At 65.6% G+C, this 19,322-nt stretch carries 20 protein-coding genes; 17 read left to right on the top strand and 3 right to left on the bottom strand.

The genetic code is table 11. The features are described from left to right. Positions 1–11 precede the first annotated feature (11 nt). The 13 genes from PSEEN_RS01170 (at position 12) to PSEEN_RS01110 (ending at position 12,279) form a co-directional block, all read left to right on the top strand. A complete protein-coding gene (locus PSEEN_RS01170) occupies positions 12–770 on the top strand; it encodes a WbqC family protein (protein WP_011531684.1) in 759 nt (252 codons plus the stop codon). Continuing rightward, the gene (locus tag PSEEN_RS01165; RefSeq protein ID WP_011531683.1) at positions 754–1,476 is read left to right on the top strand and encodes a class I SAM-dependent methyltransferase; all 723 of its coding nucleotides are present in this window, start codon (positions 754–756) and stop codon (positions 1,474–1,476) included. The genes PSEEN_RS01170 and PSEEN_RS01165 overlap by 17 nt, the downstream gene beginning before the upstream one ends. After that, the gene (locus PSEEN_RS01160) at positions 1,476–2,327 is read left to right on the top strand and encodes an NAD-dependent epimerase/dehydratase family protein (protein ID WP_011531682.1); all 852 of its coding nucleotides are present in this window, start codon (positions 1,476–1,478) and stop codon (positions 2,325–2,327) included. The genes PSEEN_RS01165 and PSEEN_RS01160 overlap by 1 nt, the downstream gene beginning before the upstream one ends. Beyond that, complete coding sequence (locus PSEEN_RS01155; RefSeq protein ID WP_011531681.1) at positions 2,324–3,301, top strand: ATP-grasp domain-containing protein; 978 nt, start codon at positions 2,324–2,326, stop codon at positions 3,299–3,301. The genes PSEEN_RS01160 and PSEEN_RS01155 overlap by 4 nt, the downstream gene beginning before the upstream one ends. After that, positions 3,282–4,001, top strand: coding sequence for a metallophosphoesterase family protein (locus PSEEN_RS01150; RefSeq protein WP_011531680.1), 720 nt, complete (start codon positions 3,282–3,284; stop codon positions 3,999–4,001). Before PSEEN_RS01155 ends, PSEEN_RS01150 begins: the two co-directional genes overlap by 20 nt. Further along, positions 3,998–5,143: a dTDP-4-amino-4,6-dideoxygalactose transaminase gene (gene rffA / locus PSEEN_RS01145; RefSeq protein ID WP_011531679.1), complete on the top strand. Its 1,146-nt coding sequence runs from the start codon at positions 3,998–4,000 to the stop codon at positions 5,141–5,143. The genes PSEEN_RS01150 and rffA overlap by 4 nt, the downstream gene beginning before the upstream one ends. 64 nt (positions 5,144–5,207) lie before the next feature. After that, on the top strand, positions 5,208–6,293 hold the full coding sequence (rfbB, locus tag PSEEN_RS01140; RefSeq protein WP_011531678.1) for a dTDP-glucose 4,6-dehydratase: 1,086 nt from the start codon (positions 5,208–5,210) through the stop codon (positions 6,291–6,293). Then, positions 6,290–7,165, top strand: coding sequence for a glucose-1-phosphate thymidylyltransferase RfbA (gene rfbA, locus PSEEN_RS01135; protein WP_011531677.1), 876 nt, complete (start codon positions 6,290–6,292; stop codon positions 7,163–7,165). Before rfbB ends, rfbA begins: the two co-directional genes overlap by 4 nt. Next, positions 7,162–7,707 carry a dTDP-4-dehydrorhamnose 3,5-epimerase gene (gene rfbC, locus PSEEN_RS01130; protein WP_011531676.1) on the top strand — a complete coding sequence of 182 codons (546 nt, stop codon included), beginning with the start codon at positions 7,162–7,164 and terminating at the stop codon, positions 7,705–7,707. Before rfbA ends, rfbC begins: the two co-directional genes overlap by 4 nt. Then, on the top strand, positions 7,704–8,564 hold the full coding sequence (rfbD, locus tag PSEEN_RS01125) for a dTDP-4-dehydrorhamnose reductase (protein WP_011531675.1): 861 nt from the start codon (positions 7,704–7,706) through the stop codon (positions 8,562–8,564). The genes rfbC and rfbD overlap by 4 nt, the downstream gene beginning before the upstream one ends. Before the next feature lie 39 nt (positions 8,565–8,603). Next, entirely contained in the window at positions 8,604–10,418 is a 1,815-nt protein-coding gene (locus tag PSEEN_RS01120) for a sensor histidine kinase (protein WP_011531674.1), read from the top strand. Continuing rightward, entirely contained in the window at positions 10,415–11,827 is a 1,413-nt protein-coding gene (locus PSEEN_RS01115) for a sigma-54-dependent transcriptional regulator (RefSeq protein ID WP_011531673.1), read from the top strand. The genes PSEEN_RS01120 and PSEEN_RS01115 overlap by 4 nt, the downstream gene beginning before the upstream one ends. After that, a complete protein-coding gene (locus tag PSEEN_RS01110; protein WP_011531672.1) occupies positions 11,824–12,279 on the top strand; it encodes a YiiD C-terminal domain-containing protein in 456 nt (151 codons plus the stop codon). The genes PSEEN_RS01115 and PSEEN_RS01110 overlap by 4 nt, the downstream gene beginning before the upstream one ends. A gap of 87 nt (positions 12,280–12,366) precedes the next feature. On the opposite strand, the gene cysQ is transcribed toward PSEEN_RS01110, so the two are convergent. Further along, a complete protein-coding gene (gene cysQ / locus PSEEN_RS01105) occupies positions 12,367–13,200 on the bottom strand; it encodes a 3'(2'),5'-bisphosphate nucleotidase CysQ (RefSeq protein WP_011531671.1) in 834 nt (277 codons plus the stop codon). Next, positions 13,197–13,763, bottom strand: a complete 567-nt coding sequence (gene nudE, locus PSEEN_RS01100) for an ADP compounds hydrolase NudE (protein ID WP_011531670.1) — start codon at positions 13,761–13,763, stop codon at positions 13,197–13,199. Before nudE ends, cysQ begins: the two co-directional genes overlap by 4 nt. Positions 13,764–13,827: 64 nt before the next feature. On the opposite strand from nudE, the gene yrfG reads away from it, so the two are divergent. Beyond that, positions 13,828–14,490: a GMP/IMP nucleotidase gene (gene yrfG, locus PSEEN_RS01095; RefSeq protein WP_011531669.1), complete on the top strand. Its 663-nt coding sequence runs from the start codon at positions 13,828–13,830 to the stop codon at positions 14,488–14,490. A 109-nt stretch (positions 14,491–14,599) separates the two neighbouring features. Here the strand turns inward: yrfG and lysM are convergent, their stop codons facing one another. Next, complete coding sequence (lysM, locus tag PSEEN_RS01090) at positions 14,600–15,040, bottom strand: peptidoglycan-binding protein LysM (protein WP_011531668.1); 441 nt, start codon at positions 15,038–15,040, stop codon at positions 14,600–14,602. Positions 15,041–15,214: 174 nt separating this feature from the next. Between lysM and fdhD the strand changes: the two genes are divergently transcribed. From fdhD to PSEEN_RS01075, 3 genes are all read left to right on the top strand, one after another. Beyond that, a complete protein-coding gene (gene fdhD / locus PSEEN_RS01085) occupies positions 15,215–16,042 on the top strand; it encodes a formate dehydrogenase accessory sulfurtransferase FdhD (protein WP_011531667.1) in 828 nt (275 codons plus the stop codon). A gap of 8 nt (positions 16,043–16,050) precedes the next feature. After that, entirely contained in the window at positions 16,051–18,396 is a 2,346-nt protein-coding gene (locus PSEEN_RS01080; protein WP_011531666.1) for an FdhF/YdeP family oxidoreductase, read from the top strand. 250 nt (positions 18,397–18,646) lie between these two features. Further along, on the top strand, positions 18,647–19,126 hold the full coding sequence (locus tag PSEEN_RS01075) for a glycine zipper domain-containing protein (protein WP_011531665.1): 480 nt from the start codon (positions 18,647–18,649) through the stop codon (positions 19,124–19,126). Positions 19,127–19,322 lie beyond the last annotated feature (196 nt).

Genomic DNA, 19,322 nt, shown 5'->3' with positions numbered 1-19,322 from the left:
GGAGCACGCCCATGAAACGGGTCGCCATCCTGCAGTCGAACTACATCCCCTGGAAGGGCTACTTCGACCTGATCGCCGCCGTGGACGAGTTCATCCTCTACGACGACATGCAGTACACCAAGAACGACTGGCGCAACCGCAACCAGATCAAGACCCCCAAGGGCGTCGAGTGGCTGACGGTGCCCGCCGGCCAGGACATCGACCGGCGCATCCGCGATGTCGAGCTGCGCGACAGCCGCTGGCAGGTCAAGCACTGGAAGACCCTGGAAGCCAACTACGCCAAGGCCCCCTGCTTCGCCGAGATCGCCCGATGGCTCAAACCGCTGTACCTGGAGCAGGTTCACGGCAACCTCAGCGCGCTCAACCATGCCTTGCTGCAGGCGGTCTGCGACTACCTTGGCATCACCACGCGCATCAGCCGCTCCTGGGACTACCGGCTCGGCGAAGGCAAGACCGAGCGCCTGGTCGACCTGTGCCGCCAGGCCGGCGCCAGCGAGTACCTGTCCGGCCCGGCCGCGCGTGACTACCTCGATGAACGCCTGTTCGACACTGAAGGTATCTCCGTCACCTGGTTCGACTACCGCGGCTACCCCGAGTACCCGCAGCTGTGGGGTGCGTTCGCCCATGGCGTGACCATCCTCGACCTGCTGTTCAACTGCGGCCAGGAAGCCCCGCGCTACATGAAGCACGTGCTCCCGCCCACCTCCGCATCCACCGCGCCAGCGCGCGCCGAAACCGACCTGCGAGCCCACCATGACCAACACGCTTGATAGCTACATCGGCGCCTACAGCGATCGCTTCGGCTACGCCTTCGACAACGACATCATCCTCAACTGGTACCCCCAGCGGATCATGCAGCTGTGCCAGGCGCAGGACTCGATCCTCGAACTGGGCGTCGGCCATGGCTTCTCCACCAATCGTTTCTCGCAGTTCTTTGCCTCGCACACCGTCATCGACGGCTCGGCCTCGGTCATCGCGCAGTTTCGCGAGCAGTTCCCCGAAAGCCCTGTGGACATCGTCGAGGGCTACTTCGAGCATTTCGACAGCCCGCGAACCTTCGACCTGATCGTCATGGGCTTCGTCCTCGAGCACGTCGACGACCCACAGACCGTGCTGCAGCGTTTCCGCCGCTTCCTGGCGCCCGGTGGGCGCCTGTTCGTACTGGTGCCCAATGGCGAGTCGCTGCACCGCCGCTTCGGCCATGCCGCCGGCCTGCTGGGGAACATGATGAGCCTCGGCCAGGGCGACCTGGAGCTGGGCCACCAGCGCGTCTACTCGCTGGACAGCCTGACCCGCGAGCTGACTGACGCCGGCTACCAGGTCACCCGCAAGGAGGGCGTGTTCCTCAAGCCGTTCATGACCTCGCAGCTGGTCAAGCTTGAACTCAGCGAACAGATCACCGGCGCCATGTGCACCGTCGGCATCGACTACCCCGAGCTCAGCTGCGCGCTGATGCTCGAAGCGACTGCCAACTGATGCGCAGCCTGGTGATCGGCAGCACTTCGACCCTCGGCCAGGCCCTGGGCCAGGCCTTGGCGCAGCTGGGCGAGGTGCGCTTCGCCGGGCGCCGCGAGGCGGACATTCCGTTCGACCTGAGCGATTGGCAAACACCTGCGCAGGTCAACGAACGCTTCGACCTGGTCGTGCTGGCCGCCGCCGATTTCGGTGGCCCCAGTGCAGACGACCTGGTCCGTGCGGAGCTGGTCAACAGCGTTGGTACCCTCGCCGCCTGCCGCCTGGCCCAGCACTGTGGCGCACGCCGGGTGATCCTGCTGTCGTCGCTGTCGGCGCTGTACCAGCCGGGTGACCGCTACTACGGCGCCTATAGCTTGTCCAAGCGCCACGCCGAGGAAGTCGCGGCGCTGTTCTGTGCCCAGCAAGGCCTGGAACTCACCGTGCTACGCCTGTCGCAGGTTTATGACAGCCAGGCCCGTTGCCGACGCCACCAACCCCTGCTGTACGCCATTGCCGACAACGCCCGCGCGGGCCAGGCCCAGCCGTTCTACGGCACGCTCGACGCGCGGCGCAACTACCTGCACCTCGACGACCTGGGTGAGATCTGCACCCGCGTCGCCGCCCAGCGTGTCACCGGCACCTTCACCTGCGCCCATCCCGAAGACCTGCGCCTGTCACAGATCGCCCGGGCGGCCTTCGAGGTGTTCGCCACGCCTGAACGAATCAGCTTCGACGCCAGCAAGCCAGACCTTCCGGACCTGCCCATGGCCAGTGGCTGCGAAGCGCTCTACCAACGCATCGGCTACTGGCCGGCCACCGATCTGCACACGGGCCTGACCCGCCTCAAGCAACACCAGGAGAAACACGGATGAGCACCATTCTGGTCACCGGCGTCGGCGCGATCATGGGCTACGGGCTGCTCAAGTCGCTGCGCGCCGCCGCCCCCGACGCGATATTGGTGGGTACCGATATCTATGCCGACGCTGTCGGCCAGGCCTGGTGCGATCACTTCCTGCAAGCACCGCTGACCGCCGCGCCGGAGTATTCGGCCTGGCTGCTGGGCGTGATCGAGCGTTTTCAGGTCGACCTGCTGATTCCGGGAATCGAGCAGGATGTGCACTGGCTCGACGCGCACCGTGCCCTGCTCGCCGACAGCCGCTGCCGCGTGGTGGTCAACGACGCCCGGTTGATCGAACTGACCCGCGACAAGTACGCCATGGATCAGGCCCTGCTGGCGGTCGAGGACGACAGTCGCATCCCCAGCCACCTGTCCGGCGACTTTGCCTCGCTGAGCGCCGAGCTCGGCCTGCCGTTCCTGCTCAAGCCTCGCCGCAGCTACGCCTCCAAAGGCCTGGTGTGGGTGCGCGAGGAGCGGGACTTCACACCCTGGGCGCCCTTGCTGGGCGAGGTGCTGATGGCCCAGCCGATCATCGGCAGCGCCAACCAGGAATACACCGTGGCGGTGTTCGGCGATGGCCATGGCGCGGCCTGCGCCTCGATCACCTTCCAACGCAGCCTGGCCTCGGACGGTTCCACCGCCAAGGCCCGGGTGCGCCACGAGCCGACTCTGGATACCGTGGTGGCCCGCCTGTGCCGCCACTTCAAGCCGGTCGGCCCGACCAACCTGCAGTTCCGCCGCGCCGAGGACGGTACCTGGAAGCTGCTGGAGATCAACCCGCGCATCTCCTCCACCAGCTCCATCCGCACCGCGTTCGGCTACAACGAGGCGGCCATGTGCCTGGCCTGGTACCTGAAAGGCGAAACACCCGCGCAGCCGGAAATCCGCCCTGGCTTTGCCGTGCGCTACATCGAGGATTATGTGGTTCATGATCGGGATCATTTCTGATATCCACGGTAACCATGCCGCGCTGTCCGCCGTGCTTGCCGAACTCGACCGGCTGGGTGTGGATGAGATCATCTGCCTGGGTGACACCGCCGGTTACTACAGCGAGATCAACGCCTGCTGCGACGCCCTGCGCGCCCGCGGCATCTTCTCGCTGATGGGCAACCACGACGCCTACATCGCCCGCCGCGAGCCCTGCCCGCGCTCGAACAGTGCCAACGCCTGCCTCGACTACCAGCACAAGGTGATCAGCGCGGCGAACCGCGCCTGGCTCGAAAGCCTGCCCGAACGTGCCAGCCTGCACGGCCTGGAGCTGATTCATGGTGGCTGGAACGACCCGCTCGATGAGTACCTGGAGCCCTCCGACGCCTACTTCGCCGAGCGCCCAGGGCGCTTCTTCGCCTCCGGGCACAGCCATGTGCAGTACCTCTGGCACGGCAACGGCAAGACCTGGTGCAACCCAGGCTCCGTGGGCCAACCGCGCGATGGCGATCCGCGCGCGGCATTCGCCACCTGGGACGGCCAAGCCTTCACCCTGCATCGCATCGCCTACGACATTCAAGCCGCCCAGCGCGCCATGGCCCAGGCCGGCTTCACCGACTACTTCTACGACAACCTTGCCAAGGGCACCCAGATCGGCGGCCGCATCAGTGCGATCCGTAGCGACCAGGCGCCCCCCGCCCCCGCAGGAAACCGCCCATGAGCTTCGACCAGATCCCCTTCAATCGCCCGCACATGACCGGCAAGGAGTTCCACTACATCGCCGAGGCCAACTTCGGCCACATGCTCGCCGGTGACGGTCCCTTCACCAAGCGTTGCCACACCTGGCTGGAAGAGCGAACCGGCTGCGGCAAGGCCCTGCTGACCCATTCGTGCACCGCGGCGCTGGAAATGTCCGCGCTGCTGCTCGACCTGCAGCCGGGCGATGAAGTGATCATGCCCTCCTACACCTTCGTCTCCACCGCCAACGCCTTCGTCCTGCGTGGCGCGATACCGGTGTTCGTCGATATCCGCGAGGACACCCTCAACCTCGACGAAACCCTCATCGAGGCGGCCATCACCCCGCGCACCAAGGCCATCGCAGTGGTCCACTACGCCGGTGTGTCGTGCGAGATGGACACCATCATGGCCATCGCCCGCAAGCATGGCCTGCGGGTCGTCGAGGACGCCGCCCAAGGCGTGATGTCGACCTACAAGGGCCGCGCCCTGGGCAGCATCGGCGACCTGGGGGCATTCAGCTTCCATGAAACCAAGAACGTGATCTCCGGCGAAGGTGGCGCATTGCTGGTCAACGACCCGGAGCTGGTGCTGCGCGCCGAGATCATCCGCGAGAAAGGCACCGACCGCAGTCGCTTCTTCCGTGGCCAGGTGGACAAGTACACCTGGCAGGAAGTGGGCTCCTCGTTCCTGCCGGGCGAACTGATCGCCGCCTTCCTCTGGGCCCAACTACAGGAAGCCCGGGGCATCACCGATCGGCGCCTGGCACTCTGGGACCGCTACCACGACACCCTGGCCGAGCTTGAGGCTCAGGGCCTGCTACGACGCCCGATCGTGCCCGCCGACTGCCAGCACAACGCGCACATGTACCATGTGCTGCTGGCGCCGGAGGTGGACCGCCAGGCCGTGATCAAGGCCCTGCGCGCCGAAGAGATCTACGCCGTGTTCCACTACGTGCCGCTACACTCGTCGCCAGCAGGTGAGCGCTATGGCCGCGTGCACGGTTCGATGCAGTTGACAGACAGCCTGTCCGAACGCCTGGTACGCCTGCCCTTGTGGTGCGGGCTCAAGCCTGCCCAGCAGGACCGTGTGGTCGACAGCCTCGGCCGGGCGCTGACGCGCCGTTGAACCCGGCCGACGGCGCAGCATCACGCCACACCTCATCAATCGACTAGCTGCAGGGACACAACACATGCGCATTCTCGTCACTGGCGGCGCCGGCTTCATAGGGTCGGCGCTGGTCCGCCACCTGATCGACAACACCGAGCACGAAGTCCTCAACCTCGACAAGCTGACCTACGCAGGCAACCTGGAGTCGCTGCAAGGCATCGCCAGCAACAGCCGCTATGAGTTCGTCCAGGCCGACATCGCCGACCAGCCCACGGTCAGCGCCCTGCTGGAGCGCTTCCAGCCACAGGCCATCATGCACCTGGCCGCCGAGTCCCACGTCGACCGTTCCATCGACGGCCCGGCGGCGTTCATCCAGACCAACATCGTTGGCACCTATGCCCTGCTGGAGGCCACCCGTGCCTGGTGGAGCCGCCTGCCCGCCGACGCGCGCACGGCATTCCGCTTCCACCACATCTCCACCGACGAGGTGTACGGCGACCTGCACGGCGTCGACGACCTGTTCACCGAAACCACCCCTTATGCCCCAAGCTCGCCCTATTCGGCCAGCAAGGCCGCCTCGGACCACCTGGTCCGCGCCTGGCATCGCACCTATGGCCTGCCGGTGCTGATCACCAACTGCTCGAACAACTACGGCCCGTACCACTTCCCCGAGAAGCTGATCCCGCTGATGATCCTCAACGCCCTGGCCGGCAAGCCACTGCCCGTCTACGGCAATGGCCAGCAGGTACGCGACTGGCTGTACGTCGAAGACCACGCCCGCGCCCTGCTGACGGTGGTGACCACTGGCAAGGTTGGTGAAACCTACAACATCGGCGGCCACAACGAGCAGAAGAACCTCGACGTGGTGCACACCCTCTGCGACCTGCTCGAAGAGCTGGCGCCTGAGTGCCGCCCGGCCGGCGTGGCCCGCTACAAAGACCTGATCACGTTCGTCCAGGACCGCCCCGGCCACGACCTGCGCTACGCCATCGACGCCAGCAAGATCGAACACGAGCTAGGCTGGAAACCGGATGAAACTTTCTTCACAGGGCTGCGCAAGACCGTCCAGTGGTACCTCGCTAACCTAGACTGGTGCAAACACGTTCAGGATGGCAGCTACCAGGGCGAGCGTCTGGGCAACTCCGACTTCAAGGACCTGATCGCATGACTAAAGGTATTGTCCTGGCCGGTGGATCCGGCACCCGCCTGCACCCGATCACCCTCGGTGTATCGAAGCAACTGCTGCCGATCTACGACAAACCGATGATCTACTACCCGATCTCGGTGCTGATGCTGGCCGGGATCCGCGACATCCTGCTGATCTCGACACCCCGTGACCTGCCACAGTACCGCCAGCTGTTCGGCGACGGCAGCCAGTTCGGTGTCAACATCAGCTACGCCGAACAGCCCTCGCCCGACGGCCTGGCCCAGGCGTTCCTGATCGGCGAGCAGTTCATTGGCGACGATTCGGTGTGCCTGATCCTCGGTGACAACATCTTCCATGGCCAAGGCTTCAGCGAGCAGTTGCAAAGGGCGGTCAATCGCCCCTCGGGCGCCACTGTGTTTGGCTACTGGGTCAAGGACCCGGAACGTTTCGGCGTGGTCGAGTACGACGCGCAGGGCCATGCGCTTTCGATCGAGGAGAAGCCCGCGCAGCCTAAGTCCAGCTACGCCGTGACCGGCCTGTATTTCTACGACAACGATGTGGTGAAGATCGCCAAGGATATTCGTCCCTCCGCCCGTGGCGAACTGGAGATCACCGACGTCAACAACGCCTACCTCAAGCGTGGCGACCTGCGTGTCGAACGCTTCGGCCGCGGCTTCGCCTGGCTCGATACCGGCACCCACGAAAGCCTGCTGGAAGCGGCGCAGTACGTGCAGACCATCGAGAATCGCCAGGGCCTGAAAGTCGCCTGCCTCGAGGAAATTGCCTTCCAGAAAGGATGGATCGGCCGCGACAGCCTTCTGGCCAAGGCAGCGGAGTTGAAGAAGACAGGATACGGCCAGTATTTGCAAAAATTGGCTGAAGAGACCCCATGAACATCGTCAAGACTGCCATACCCGAAGTCCTGATCATCGAACCGAAAGTGTTCGGTGATGACCGTGGCTTCTTCTTCGAAAGCTTCAACGCCCGTGAGTTTGCCGAAAAAGCCGGCTTCGAGGCAGGCTTCGTGCAAGACAACCACTCGCGCTCGCAACGCGGCGTGCTGCGTGGCCTGCACTACCAGATCGACAACCCGCAGGGGAAACTGGTGCGGGTGGTGCAGGGCGAAGTGCTCGATGTGGCCGTGGACATCCGCCGCAGTTCGAAAACCTTCGGCAAGTGGGTCGCCACGCGCCTGTGTGCCAAGGACCACACGCAGTTCTGGATTCCGCCTGGGTTTGCCCATGGTTTCCTGGTGCTGAGCGAAACGGCCGACTTCCTGTACAAGACGACCGATTACTACAACCCCAAGGCCGAACGCTGTATCCGTTGGGATGACCCTGAGCTGGGGATCGAGTGGGGCCTCGAGGCGCCGCCCATCCTGTCGGCCAAGGACCAGGCCGGTGCTTTCCTGCACGAAGCCGAGCTGTTCCCATGAAGATCCTCGTCTGTGGCCGCAACGGCCAGGTCGCCCAGGCCTTGCAAGGCGCGCTGGACGGCCATGGCGAGGTGCTGTCGCTTGGCCGCGACCGACTCGACCTCGCCCGGCCGGAAGCCTTGCGCGAACCGCTGCGCCAGCTGAAACCCGATCTGATCATCAACGCCGCCGCCCACACGGCGGTCGACCAGGCCGAAAGCGAAGCGCAGCTGGCCTTCGCCATCAACGCCGAAGCCCCGCGCGTGCTCGCCGAAGAAGCCGCACGTCTTGGCGCGCCGCTGATCCACTACTCCACCGACTATGTGTTCGATGGCACAAAGGCCACCGCTTACAACGAAGATGACGCGACCAACCCCCTGGGGGTCTATGGCAGCAGCAAGCTGGCCGGCGAACAGGCGATTGCCAAGGTCGGGGGTGAACACCTGATCCTGCGCACCAGCTGGGTCTACTCGCTGCAGGGGCGCAACTTCCTGCTGACCATGCAAAAGCTGCTGCAGGAGCGACCGCAGCTGAAGGTGGTTGACGACCAGGTCGGCGCCCCCACCTGGGCCGCCACCATCGCCGCCAGCACCCGTGCACTGGTCGAGCGTTGGCGGCAAGGCCAGGCCGGAGCCTGGGGCACCTATCACCTGACCGCCCAGGGCGAGACCTCCTGGTACGGCTTCGCCCTGGCCATCGGCGAACAACTCAAGGCACGGGGCCTGCCCTGCGCCGAGCTGCTGCCGATCCCTTCCAGCGAGTACCCGACGCCGGCCAAGCGCCCGCTCAACTCGCGCCTGGACTGCTCGCGCCTGGCCCGGGAATGGCAGGTCAGCCAGCCGCATTGGCATGAAGCGCTGATCGACTGCCTGAAGTAGCGCATAATTGCGCCAGACTTTTCTGGCGCAATGATCGCGATGATTCCAAGACCCACGCCTCCACGCCGCCCCCGCTGGCGCAGCCTGGCGCTCCTGGCCCTGTGCCTGGCGCCACTGCTGTGGCCGCTGCACCACCTCGCCGAACGCTACTACCAGGACGAACTGGCCTCACAGAACCGCCAGACCCTCGACCTCTACGTGGCCAACCTGCTCGGCACCCTGCACCGTTACGAGACCCTGCCGCAGATCCTCGGCGACCTGCCGGCCCTGCGTGGCGTGCTGGCCGACCCGTTCAAGCTCGAGGCAGTGACCAACGCCAACCGCCTGCTCAAGGACATCACCCACCAGACCGGCGCCGAAGTGATGTACCTGATGGACGTCAGCGGCAACACCCTGGCCGCCTCCAACTGGGACAAGCCGGACAGTTTCCTCGGCCGCAACTTTTCCTTCCGCCCCTACTTCATCGAGGCAATGGAAGGCCACCTCGGGCGCTTCTTCGGCCAGGGCACCACCTCGGCCAAGCGCGGCTACTTCTTCGCCGCGGCAGTGCACGACCGCGATCGGGTGATCGGCGTGCTGGTGGTCAAGGTAGACCTGGACCACACCGAAACCCTCTGGGGCCGCACCCCGGAACAGCTGCTGCTGACCGACCAGAACGGCGTGGTGGTGCTGACCTCCCGCCCGGACTGGCGCTTCCGCGCCACCCGCGAGCTGACCGAAACCGAGCGTCAGGCGATCATCGCCATCCAGCCCTACCCGACTCAGGCCCCACAGCCACTGACCCTCGACCAGGCTGCCTGGCTGATCCAGACCCGCGACATCAAGGAGACCGGTTGGCAGGTCAGCATCCTCGCGCCGCGCATGCTGGTCGACCGCTCGGTGCAGACCGTCATGGCCATCGGCGGCGCCGCGCTGCTGGTGGCCATGCTCCTGGCGGGCCTGGTGATGCAACGCCGCCGCCACTACATCGACCGCATCGACTTCGAGGCCCGTGCCCGCCAGGAGCTGGAAAAGCGCGTGATCGAACGCACCGCCGACCTCGAAGGCCTCAACACCCGGCTGAAAAGCGCGGTGCTGGAGCGCGAAAATACACAGCAAGAGCTGGTGCGCGCCCAGGACGAGCTGGTCCAGGCCGGCAAGCTGTCGGTGCTGGGCACCATGTCGGCGAGCATCAGCCACGAACTCAACCAGCCGCTGGCGGCGATCCGCAGCTACGCCGAAAACGCCGAGATCCTTCTCGATCATCAACGTTCCGAGGACGTGCGCGGCAATCTCAAGCTGATCGGTGAACTGACCGGCCGCATGGCCTCGATCATCGCCCACCTGCGCGCCTTCGCCCGCCGCGACCGCCACGCCCCGGAAAGCGTGGCCCTGCAACCGGCGCTGGACGACGCCCTGGCGCTGCTGGCCAAGCGCCGCCGGGCCATGGCCGTGGAGCTGGTGCGTGACCTGCCGGAAGCCACCCTGTGGGTGCAAGCGGGCGAAACACGCCTGCGCCAGGTTCTGGGCAACCTGCTGGCCAACGCCCTCGACGCCCTGACCGAGAAAGCCAACCCACGCAAGCTCTGGCTGAGTGCCGAACGGCGGGACGACTGCGTCTACCTGTACATCCGCGACAACGGCCCCGGCTTCAGCCGCCAGGCACTGGAGCACGCCAAGGAACCGTTCTTCACCACCAAGACCCGTACCCAGGGCCTGGGTCTGGGGCTGGCCATCTGCGAAAGCCTGATGCGCGCCCTGGGCGGTGAACTGCTGCTGGCCAACCACCCGGAAGGCGGCGCCCTGCTGACCCTGCAACTGCGCGTGGCCAAGCCCGGCGCCAACCTGCAATCTTCGGAGGACACCTCGGCATGAGCACCGAGACACTGATCGACAGCCGTGCCCAGGTGATCCTGGTCGATGACGACCCGCACCTGCGCCAGGCCCTGAGCCAGACCCTCGACCTGGCCGGGCTCAAGGTCGTGCCACTGGCCGATGCCCAAGGCCTGGCCGCACGCATCGAGGCCGACTGGCCGGGCGTGGTGGTCAGCGATATCCGCATGCCCGGCATCGATGGCCTGCAATTGCTGGAACAACTGCACGCCCGTGACAGCGAGCTGCCGGTGCTGCTGATCACCGGCCACGGCGACGTGCCATTGGCCGTGCAGGCCATGCGCGCCGGCGCCTACGACTTCCTCGAGAAACCCTTCGCCACCGACGCCCTGCTCGACAGCGTGCGCCGCGCCCTGGCCCTGCGCCGCCTGGTGCTGGACAACCGCAGCCTGCGCCTGGCCCTGAGTGATCGCCAGCAACTGGCCACGCGCCTGGTTGGCCAGTCGGCCGGAATGCAGCGCCTGCGCGAGCAGATCGGCGCCCTTGCCGGAACTCGGGCCGACGTACTGATCCTCGGTGAGACCGGGGCCGGTAAAGAGGTGGTCGCTCGCGCATTGCATGATCTATCGAGCCGCCGTGACGGGCCGTTCGTGGCGATCAACGCCGGCGCCCTGGCGGAATCGGTGGTCGAGAGTGAGTTGTTCGGCCATGAGCCCGGTGCCTTCACCGGTGCGCAGAAGCGCCGTATCGGCAAGTTCGAATTTGCCAACGGCGGCACCCTGTTCCTCGATGAGATCGAGAGCATGAGCCTGGACGTGCAGGTCAAGCTGCTGCGCCTGCTGCAGGAGCGCGTGGTCGAACGCCTGGGCGGCAACCAGCTGATACCGCTGGATATCCGCATCATCGCCGCGACCAAGGAAGACCTGCGCCAGGCCGCCGACCAGGGGCGCTTCCGCGCCGACCTGTACTACCGCCTGAATGTCGCGCCGCTGCGGATTCCAGCCCTGCGAGAGCGGGGCGACGACATCCTCATCCTGTTCCAGCATTTCGCCGATGCCGCCAGCGAACGTCATGGCCTGGCGCCGCACACCCTGCAACCGGCCCAACGCGCCCTGCTGCTGCGCCACGACTGGCCGGGCAACGTGCGCGAGCTGCAGAACGCCGCCGAGCGCTTCGCCCTCGGCCTGGAACTGGCCCTGGATGGCCAGGCGCCCGCCAGCGCCCATGACGTTCAAGGCCCCGTGTCGACCGGCAACCTCAGCGAGCAGGTCGAACATTTCGAGCGTTCGCTGATCGCCGCCGAACTGACCCAGACCCACGGTTCGATGCGCAGCCTGGCCGAAGCGCTCGGTATCCCGCGCAAGACCTTGCACGACAAGCTGCGCAAGCACGGCCTGAGCTTCGATGGCGGTAGCGGCGGGCACGACGACCAGGAGGACAACCGTCAATGAGCACCGATAGCCAGTACCTGCAGGCCGTGCTGCACGGCGACATCCCGCTGACCCGCGAGATGGGCATGGAGGTCATCGCCTGGCAGGATCAATGCCTGCGCCTGAAGCTGCCGCTGGCGCCCAACGTCAACCACAAGAGCACCATGTTCGGCGGCAGTCTCTACTGCGGCGCGGTGCTCGCCGGCTGGGGCTGGCTGCATTTGCGTTTGCGCGAACTGGGGATCGATGACGGGCATATCGTCATCCAGGAAGGGCAGATCAGTTATCCACTGCCGGTCACCGGCACGGCGGTGGCGAGTTGCCCGGCGCCGGACGCGAAGACCTGGGAGCGGTTCCTGACGATGTACCAGCGCCGAGGACGGGCGCGGCTAGCACTGGAGACGGTGGTGTGCAACGAGGGTAGCGCCGAGCCTGCGGTGAAGTTCAGCGGGCAGTACGTGCTGCATCGCTGAGATCCCTTCGCCGGCAAGCCGGCTCCTACGGGCGTTCATGTAGGAGCCGGCTTGCCGGCGATGGGCCGCAAAGCGGCCCCGACAATGTCAGCAATTGATCGCGGCAGCCAGCCGAACCAGCGCGGGGCGCCACTCGGCAGCCTTGGGCAAGGCCAGGAAAAACGGATTGAGCAGCGACTCCCGTGCCGGATACCTGAACGGCAGCCCGTCCAACCCGATCACCTCGCCCCCGGCGCCCTCCAGCACACCTTGCGCGGCCGCCGTATCCCACTGCGAAGTCGGCGCCAACCGCGGATAGCAATCGGCGCTCCCTTCCGCCAGCAGGCAGAATTTCAACGAACTGCCGATATTGGCCAGTTCCAGCTGACCCACCGCCCCACTCAGGCCAGCCAGCAAGGCCTCCTGCTGTGGGCTGGAATGACGACGGCTGGCGACGACCGTGAAGTTCGTCCCAGATGGCGGCACTTCGCGCACCTGGATCGACTGCGCGACACACTCACGCTCGGCACGCCAGGCCCCCAGCTCGCGCCCACCGAAATAGCAGCGCCCGTTGGTCGGCATCGCCACCACCCCGAACACCACCTCGCCGCGTTCGATCAATGCAATGTTGACGGTGAATTCCTCGCTACCGGCGATGAACTCCTTGGTGCCGTCCAGCGGGTCGACCAGCCACCAGCGCTGCCAGGCGGCCCGGCTCTCCAGCGGAATGTCGCAGTCCTCCTCGGACAGCACCGGAATCTGTGGCGCCAACGCCTGCAACCCTTCGGCGATAACCCGATGGGCCGCCAGGTCGGCCGCCGTGACCGGCGAATCGTCGGCCTTGTTGGTCACGGCGACATCCGCACGCCAGAACGGCAGGATCGCATCCCCCGCAGCCAAGGCGAGCCTCACCACGTCCTGCATCAATTGCCGATCGCTCATACGCTCAACACCCCGCGCTGGATCAGCAGGTCACGGGCCAGGTACAACGCTGCCAGCGCGCGACCTTCGGTGAACTGCGGGTGCATGGCCAGGGCCGAGAGTTCACGCAGGTTGACCTTGTCGACGCGCATCGGCTCTGGCTCGTCGCCCTCCAGGCGCTCTTCGTACAGGTCCGTGGCCAGCACCACCTGGATCTTCTGGCTCATGTAGCCGGGCGACAGCGACAGCTCGGTCAGGTGCTCCAGCTGGCGCGCGCCGAAACCGGCTTCTTCCTTGAGCTCCCGGTCGGCGGCGGCCAGCACGTCCTCGCCCGGCTCGATCAGGCCCTTGGGCAGGGAAAGTTCGTATTCGTCGGTACCGCCGCAGTACTCCTCGACCAGCACTGCGTGTTCCGAGTCGAGCATGGCCACAACCATCACCGCGCCATAGCCATTGCCACGGCCAACCAGGCGCTCGTAGGTACGCTCGGTGCCGTTGGAGAAGCGCAACTGCACGGCTTCGACCCGGAACAGGCGGCTGCTGGCGACGATTTCGCGGCTGAGGACAGTGGGTTTCTGGCGCATGGTGCGGCTCCTTGGCGTGAACGGGTTACTATACCGTGGCTTGCCGACCGATCGAGAGTTTCCCATGCCTGTTCTTCCCTGGTCCGCCATCGATACCGTCCTGCTGGACATGGACGGCACCCTGCTCGACCTGCACTACGACAACCGCTTCTGGCTGGAGCACCTGCCCCAGCGCTATGCCGAGCTGCATGGCGTGAGCCGGGCCATGGCGGAGTTGGAGCTACGCCCGTTGTTCGAGCAGCATGCCGGCACGCTCAACTGGTACTGCCTGGATTTCTGGAGCCGCGAGCTGCGCCTGCCGATCCGTGAGTTGAAGCAGGAGATCGCCGACCTCATCGCCCTGAAGCCCGATGCCGACACCTTTCTCGCGGCCGTGCGCAAGGCGGGCAAGCGGGTGGTGATGATCACCAATGCGCACCGCGATTCGCTGTCACTGAAGCTGGAGCGGGTGGAACTGGCGCCGTATTTCGAACGGCTGATCAGTTCGCATGACTATGGGTACCCGAAGGAGAGCCCGCAGTTCTGGGATGCGTTGCAGGCGGATATCGGCTTCGAGCCCGCGCGCAGCCTGTTCATCGACGACACACTGGCAATCCTGCGCAGCGCCCGACGGTTCGGGGTGGGGCACCTGCTGGCGGTGCGCCAGCCGGATAGCCGGGCCGAGCCACGGGATACCCAGGAGTTTGCTGCGGTCGAGGATTACCGGGCATTGCTGGAAGGGTTGTAACGACCCATTCGCCTTGTAGGAGCGGCTTCAGCCGCGATCACCCGTAAAGCGGGTGCCAGACACCGCGATGCCCTCATCGCGGCTGAAGCCGCTCCTACAGGCGAACCCATCAATCCGGAATACGCAGCACCTGCCCCGGATAGATCTTGTCCGGATGCTTGAGCATCGGCTTGTTCGCCTCGAAGATCTTGTTGTACTGGTTGGCGTCGCCATACACCTTCTTGGAGATGGCGCTGAGGGTGTCGCCCTTTTCCACCGTGACGAACCGCGCCGCCTGGGCTATCGGCCCGGTCACGGTGATCTGGTCATCCACCGAGGCAACGCCAGCGATATTGCCGGCGGCCAGGATGATCTTCTCCTTCTCCTCCTGGCTGCTCACCTCGCCCTTGAGGATGACCTTGTCACCCTCTACAGTGGCCGAGATGTTCGGGTTGCCCAGGCCGACTTCCTGGACGTGCTTCTTCAACTGTTCCTCGGCATTGGCATTACCCGGCGTCAGCAGGTCGATCAACTTCTCGCCGGCTTCCTTCACGAAACTGAACAGGCTCATGTGGCGCTCCTTTGATGGTGAATCCATGGAAGCAGCAGTCTAGGCCAGGATCGCCCACCTCGCCCCCCTGCGACCGATCGACGCGCTCTATCACGGCATAGATGCTAGCGATTAGACGGCACCTGCCCACCGGCCTAGGCTGGGAGGGTCAAACTGCCGCCGGTATTCGCTCCGATGAACAGCAAGCCCCCGGTCTGCGCGGCGTCCACGCCTTTGGCCCTCCCCGCCGCCAGCAACACCTACGACTATGTCCAGCTTTCCGATGCCGCGCATGAGACCACGCCGCTGGCCGAGGAAGTGGCCCTGGCCATCGTCTACAACGGCCTCAACCAAGCGGTGATGCTGGTCAGCCCCACCGACCTGGAAGACTTCGCCGTGGGTTTCAGCGTGGGCAGCGGCATCGTCGCCGGCACCGATGAAATTTATGACGTGAAGCTGTCTGGCAGCGGCTCGGCACTCTATGCCGATCTGGAGATCTCCAGCCGCGCCTTCTGGAACCTGAAGAACCAGCGCCGCCAACTGGCCGGCACCAGCGGCTGCGGCCTGTGCGGCGTCGAGGCCCTGGAGCAGGCGCTGCCCGAGCTCGACGTGCTGCCCGGCGCGCTCCTGCCCCCCGCACACTGGCTCAAGGACCTGCGCCAGCGCATCGATGCCTTCCAGCCGTTGGGCCAACACTGCGGCGCCGTGCATGCGGCGCTGTTCATGGACCACGATGGCCAACTGCTGCTGGGCCGCGAGGACATTGGCCGGCACAACGCCCTGGACAAGCTGATCGGCGCCCTGCTGCGCCAGCGCATCGACACCACCGGCGGCCTGGCCATCGTCACCAGCCGCTGCAGCCTGGAACTGATCCAGAAAGTCCTGCGCGCCGGCATCCAGACCCTGGTCAGCCTCTCCGCGCCCACAGGCCTGGCCCTGCAGTGGGCGCGCAAGCACAACCTCAACCTTATCCATCTGCCCAAACACAGCGCACCGCGGGTGTTCAGCCCAGCGGCGGAGTAGCAACAGCCGTGACCTCCTACGAAAAACTGCCAGATAACGCCCCCGCCTCTTCCCCCCGCTACAAACCCTACCCCGGCCCCGCCGGCGGTTGGGGCGCGCTGCGCAGCGTGGCCAAGGCCTGGGTGAGCAGCGACAACGCCCTGAAGAACATCCGCGCCCTGCTCAAGACCAACCAGAACGGCGGCTTCGACTGCCCCGGCTGCGCCTGGGGCGACTCGCCCGAGAGCGGCATGGTCAAGTTCTGCGAGAACGGCGCCAAGGCGGTCAACTGGGAAGCCACCAAGCGCCGCGTCGATGCGGCGTTCTTCGCCCGCTATAGCGTCAGCGCGCTGTGCGAACAGAGCGACTACTGGCTCGAATACCAGGGCCGCCTGACCGAACCGATGGTCTACGACCCCACCACTGACCGCTACCAGCCGATCGACTGGGACGCCGCCTTTGCCCTGATCGCCCGGCACCTGAACAACCTTGCCAGCCCTGACCAGGCCGAGTTCTACACCTCCGGCCGGGCCAGCAATGAAGCAGCGTACCTGTACCAACTGTTCGTGCGCGCCTACGGCACCAACAACTTCCCTGACTGCTCGAACATGTGCCACGAAGCCAGCGGCGTGGCCTTGGGGCAGAGCGTGGGAGTGGGCAAGGGCACGGTCACCTACGACGACTTCGAGCACGCCGACGCAATCTTCGTCTGGGGCCAGAACCCCGGCACCAACCACCCGCGCATGCTCGACCCGCTGCGCGACGCAGTGAAGCGCGGCGCCCAGGTGGTCTGCGTCAACCCGCTGAAGGAACGTGGCCTGGAGCGCTTCCAGCACCCGCAGAACCCGCTGGAGATGCTGACCAACACCGACCGCCCGACCAACACCGCGTTTTTCCGCCCAGCCCTGGGCGGCGACATGGCGCTGCTGCGCGGCATGGCCAAGTTCCTGCTGCAATGGGAGCGCGAGGCCCAGACCAAGGGCGAACCGGCGATTTTCGACCACGCCTTCATTGCCGAGCACGGCCATGGCGTGGACGACTACCTGGCAGCGGTCGATGCCACCCCATGGGAACAGATCCAGACGCAATCGGGCCTCACCCTGGCCGACATCGAGCTGTCGGCGCGCATGTACTGCAAGGGCAAGCGGGTGATCATGTGCTGGGCCATGGGCATCACCCAGCACCGCCACTCGGTGCCGACCATCCAGGAAATCGTCAACCTGATGCTGCTGCGCGGCAACCTGGGCGTGCCGGGCGCCGGCCTGTGCCCGGTGCGCGGCCACAGCAACGTGCAGGGCGACCGCACCATGGGCATCAACGAACGCCCGCCGGTATTCCTGCTCGATGCCCTCGAAAAGCGCTTCGGCTTCCCGGTGCCACGCCACAACGGGCATAACACCGTCGAGGCGATCCACGCAATGCTCGACGGCCGGGCCAAGGTGTTCATCGGGCTGGGCGGTAACTTCGCCCAGGCCACCCCGGACACCGAACGCACCGCGCAGGCATTGCGCAACTGCGAGCTGACCGTGCATATCAGCACCAAGCTCAACCGCAGCCACCTGGTCCATGGCAAGCAGGCGCTGATCCTGCCGTGCCTGGGCCGCACCGACATCGACCTGCAGGGTGAAGGCCCGCAGGCAGTAACGGTGGAGGACTCGTTCAGCATGGTCCACGCCTCCAACGGCCAGCTCAAGCCGCTGTCCAGGCAGATGCGCTCGGAGCCGGCAGTGGTCGCCGGCATCGCCGCCGCCACCCTGGGCAAGCAACCGGTGGACTGGCACTGGCTGGTGGCCGACTACGACCGCATCCGCGACCTGATCGCCGATACCATCCCCGGCTTTGCCGACTTCAACGAGCGCCTGAACCTGCCTGGCGGCTTCTACCTGGGCAACAGCGCCGGCAGCCGCCAGTGGAAGACCGCCAGCGGCCGCGCCAACTTCAAGGCCAACCTGCTGCCCGACAGCCTGCTGGACGAACGCGTGCGTGCCAGCGGCCAGGTGCCGGACCTGATCATGCAGTCGATGCGCTCGCATGATCAGTACAACACCACCATCTATGGCATGGACGACCGTTACCGCGGCGTGCGCGGCCAGCGCGACGTGCTGTTCGTCAACGAAGCGGACATCATCCGACTGGGGTTCCAGCCGGGGCAGAAGGTCGACATCGTGTCGCTATGGGGGGATAAGCATGTACGCCGGGTGCAAGGTTTCACCCTGCTGGCGTTCGACATTCCCGCCGGCCAGGCGGCGGCGTACTATCCGGAAGTGAACCCGTTGGTGCCGCTGGAAAGCATCGGCGATGGCAGCCACACGCCGACGTCGAAGTTCATCGCCATCAAGCTGGAACGCGCGCGGGACAACGGGCGAATCATCTGAGCCGTGTGCCGCCCCCCTGTAGGAGCGGCCGCTCCTACAGGCCCTGATCGACACCCACAAAAAAGCCCTGCTCCGCAACGGATCAGGGCTTCGTCATAAATAGCTCAGACCACCGAAATTCGAGAAAGTTTCATACATAATTCAATAACTTAGAGAATTGTGTACAACTCGTGCTACTCGTCGGATTTCAATTGCCACGCGCCTCGCCGAGCCTCAAATTCCGCCTCGTCATCCCTCTGAGGCTCTCTTGATGAAGAAGTACTCCTCGATTCTGTTGTTGTCTTTCAGCTTGCTCAGCGGCGTTGCCATGGCAGGCGGCACCACCGAGGCCGGCATTGGCGGCGCATTGGGTGGGGTACTGGGCTCCGTGGTGGGCAACTCCATCGGCGGTAGCACCGGCGGCGCCATTGGTGCCGGCCTGGGCGGCGCAGCCGGCGGCGCACTGGGCGCCGACAAGCGCCAGCGTGGCGAAGCGGCCATCGGTGGCGCGCTGGGCGCGGCGGGCGGCAACGTGGTGGGTCGCTCCATGGGCGGCACCACCGGCAGCTACATCGGCGCGGCAGCCGGTGGTGGCGCCGGTGGCGCACTGGGCAACTACATGGGCAACAAGGCCGACGAAGACGAGCGCCACGAATCGCGCCGCTACCGTCGCGACTACGACGACCGCCGCTACTACGACCGTGGCCACCACTACGGCCACCGCAAGCACAAGCGTCACTGGCGCGACTGATCGCCAGGCTTAAGCTTGACACCTAAGGCCCTGCCCTCACCGGCAGGGCCTTTTCGTTCGTGGGCACACCTGAGGATTAAGGGCGCCCCCGATATGGAGGCTAGTAGCCACTAGTTATCATCCCAACATCAACTCCAGACAGGACGCAGGGAATGCGCGCGATCACCACGGGCCCCATCAGTTCAGCCAAGGCCAA

Source organism: Pseudomonas entomophila L48, assembly GCF_000026105.1.
Classification (GTDB): domain Bacteria; phylum Pseudomonadota; class Gammaproteobacteria; order Pseudomonadales; family Pseudomonadaceae; genus Aquipseudomonas; species Aquipseudomonas entomophila.
This window is presented reverse-complemented; position numbering and strand designations above follow the sequence as displayed.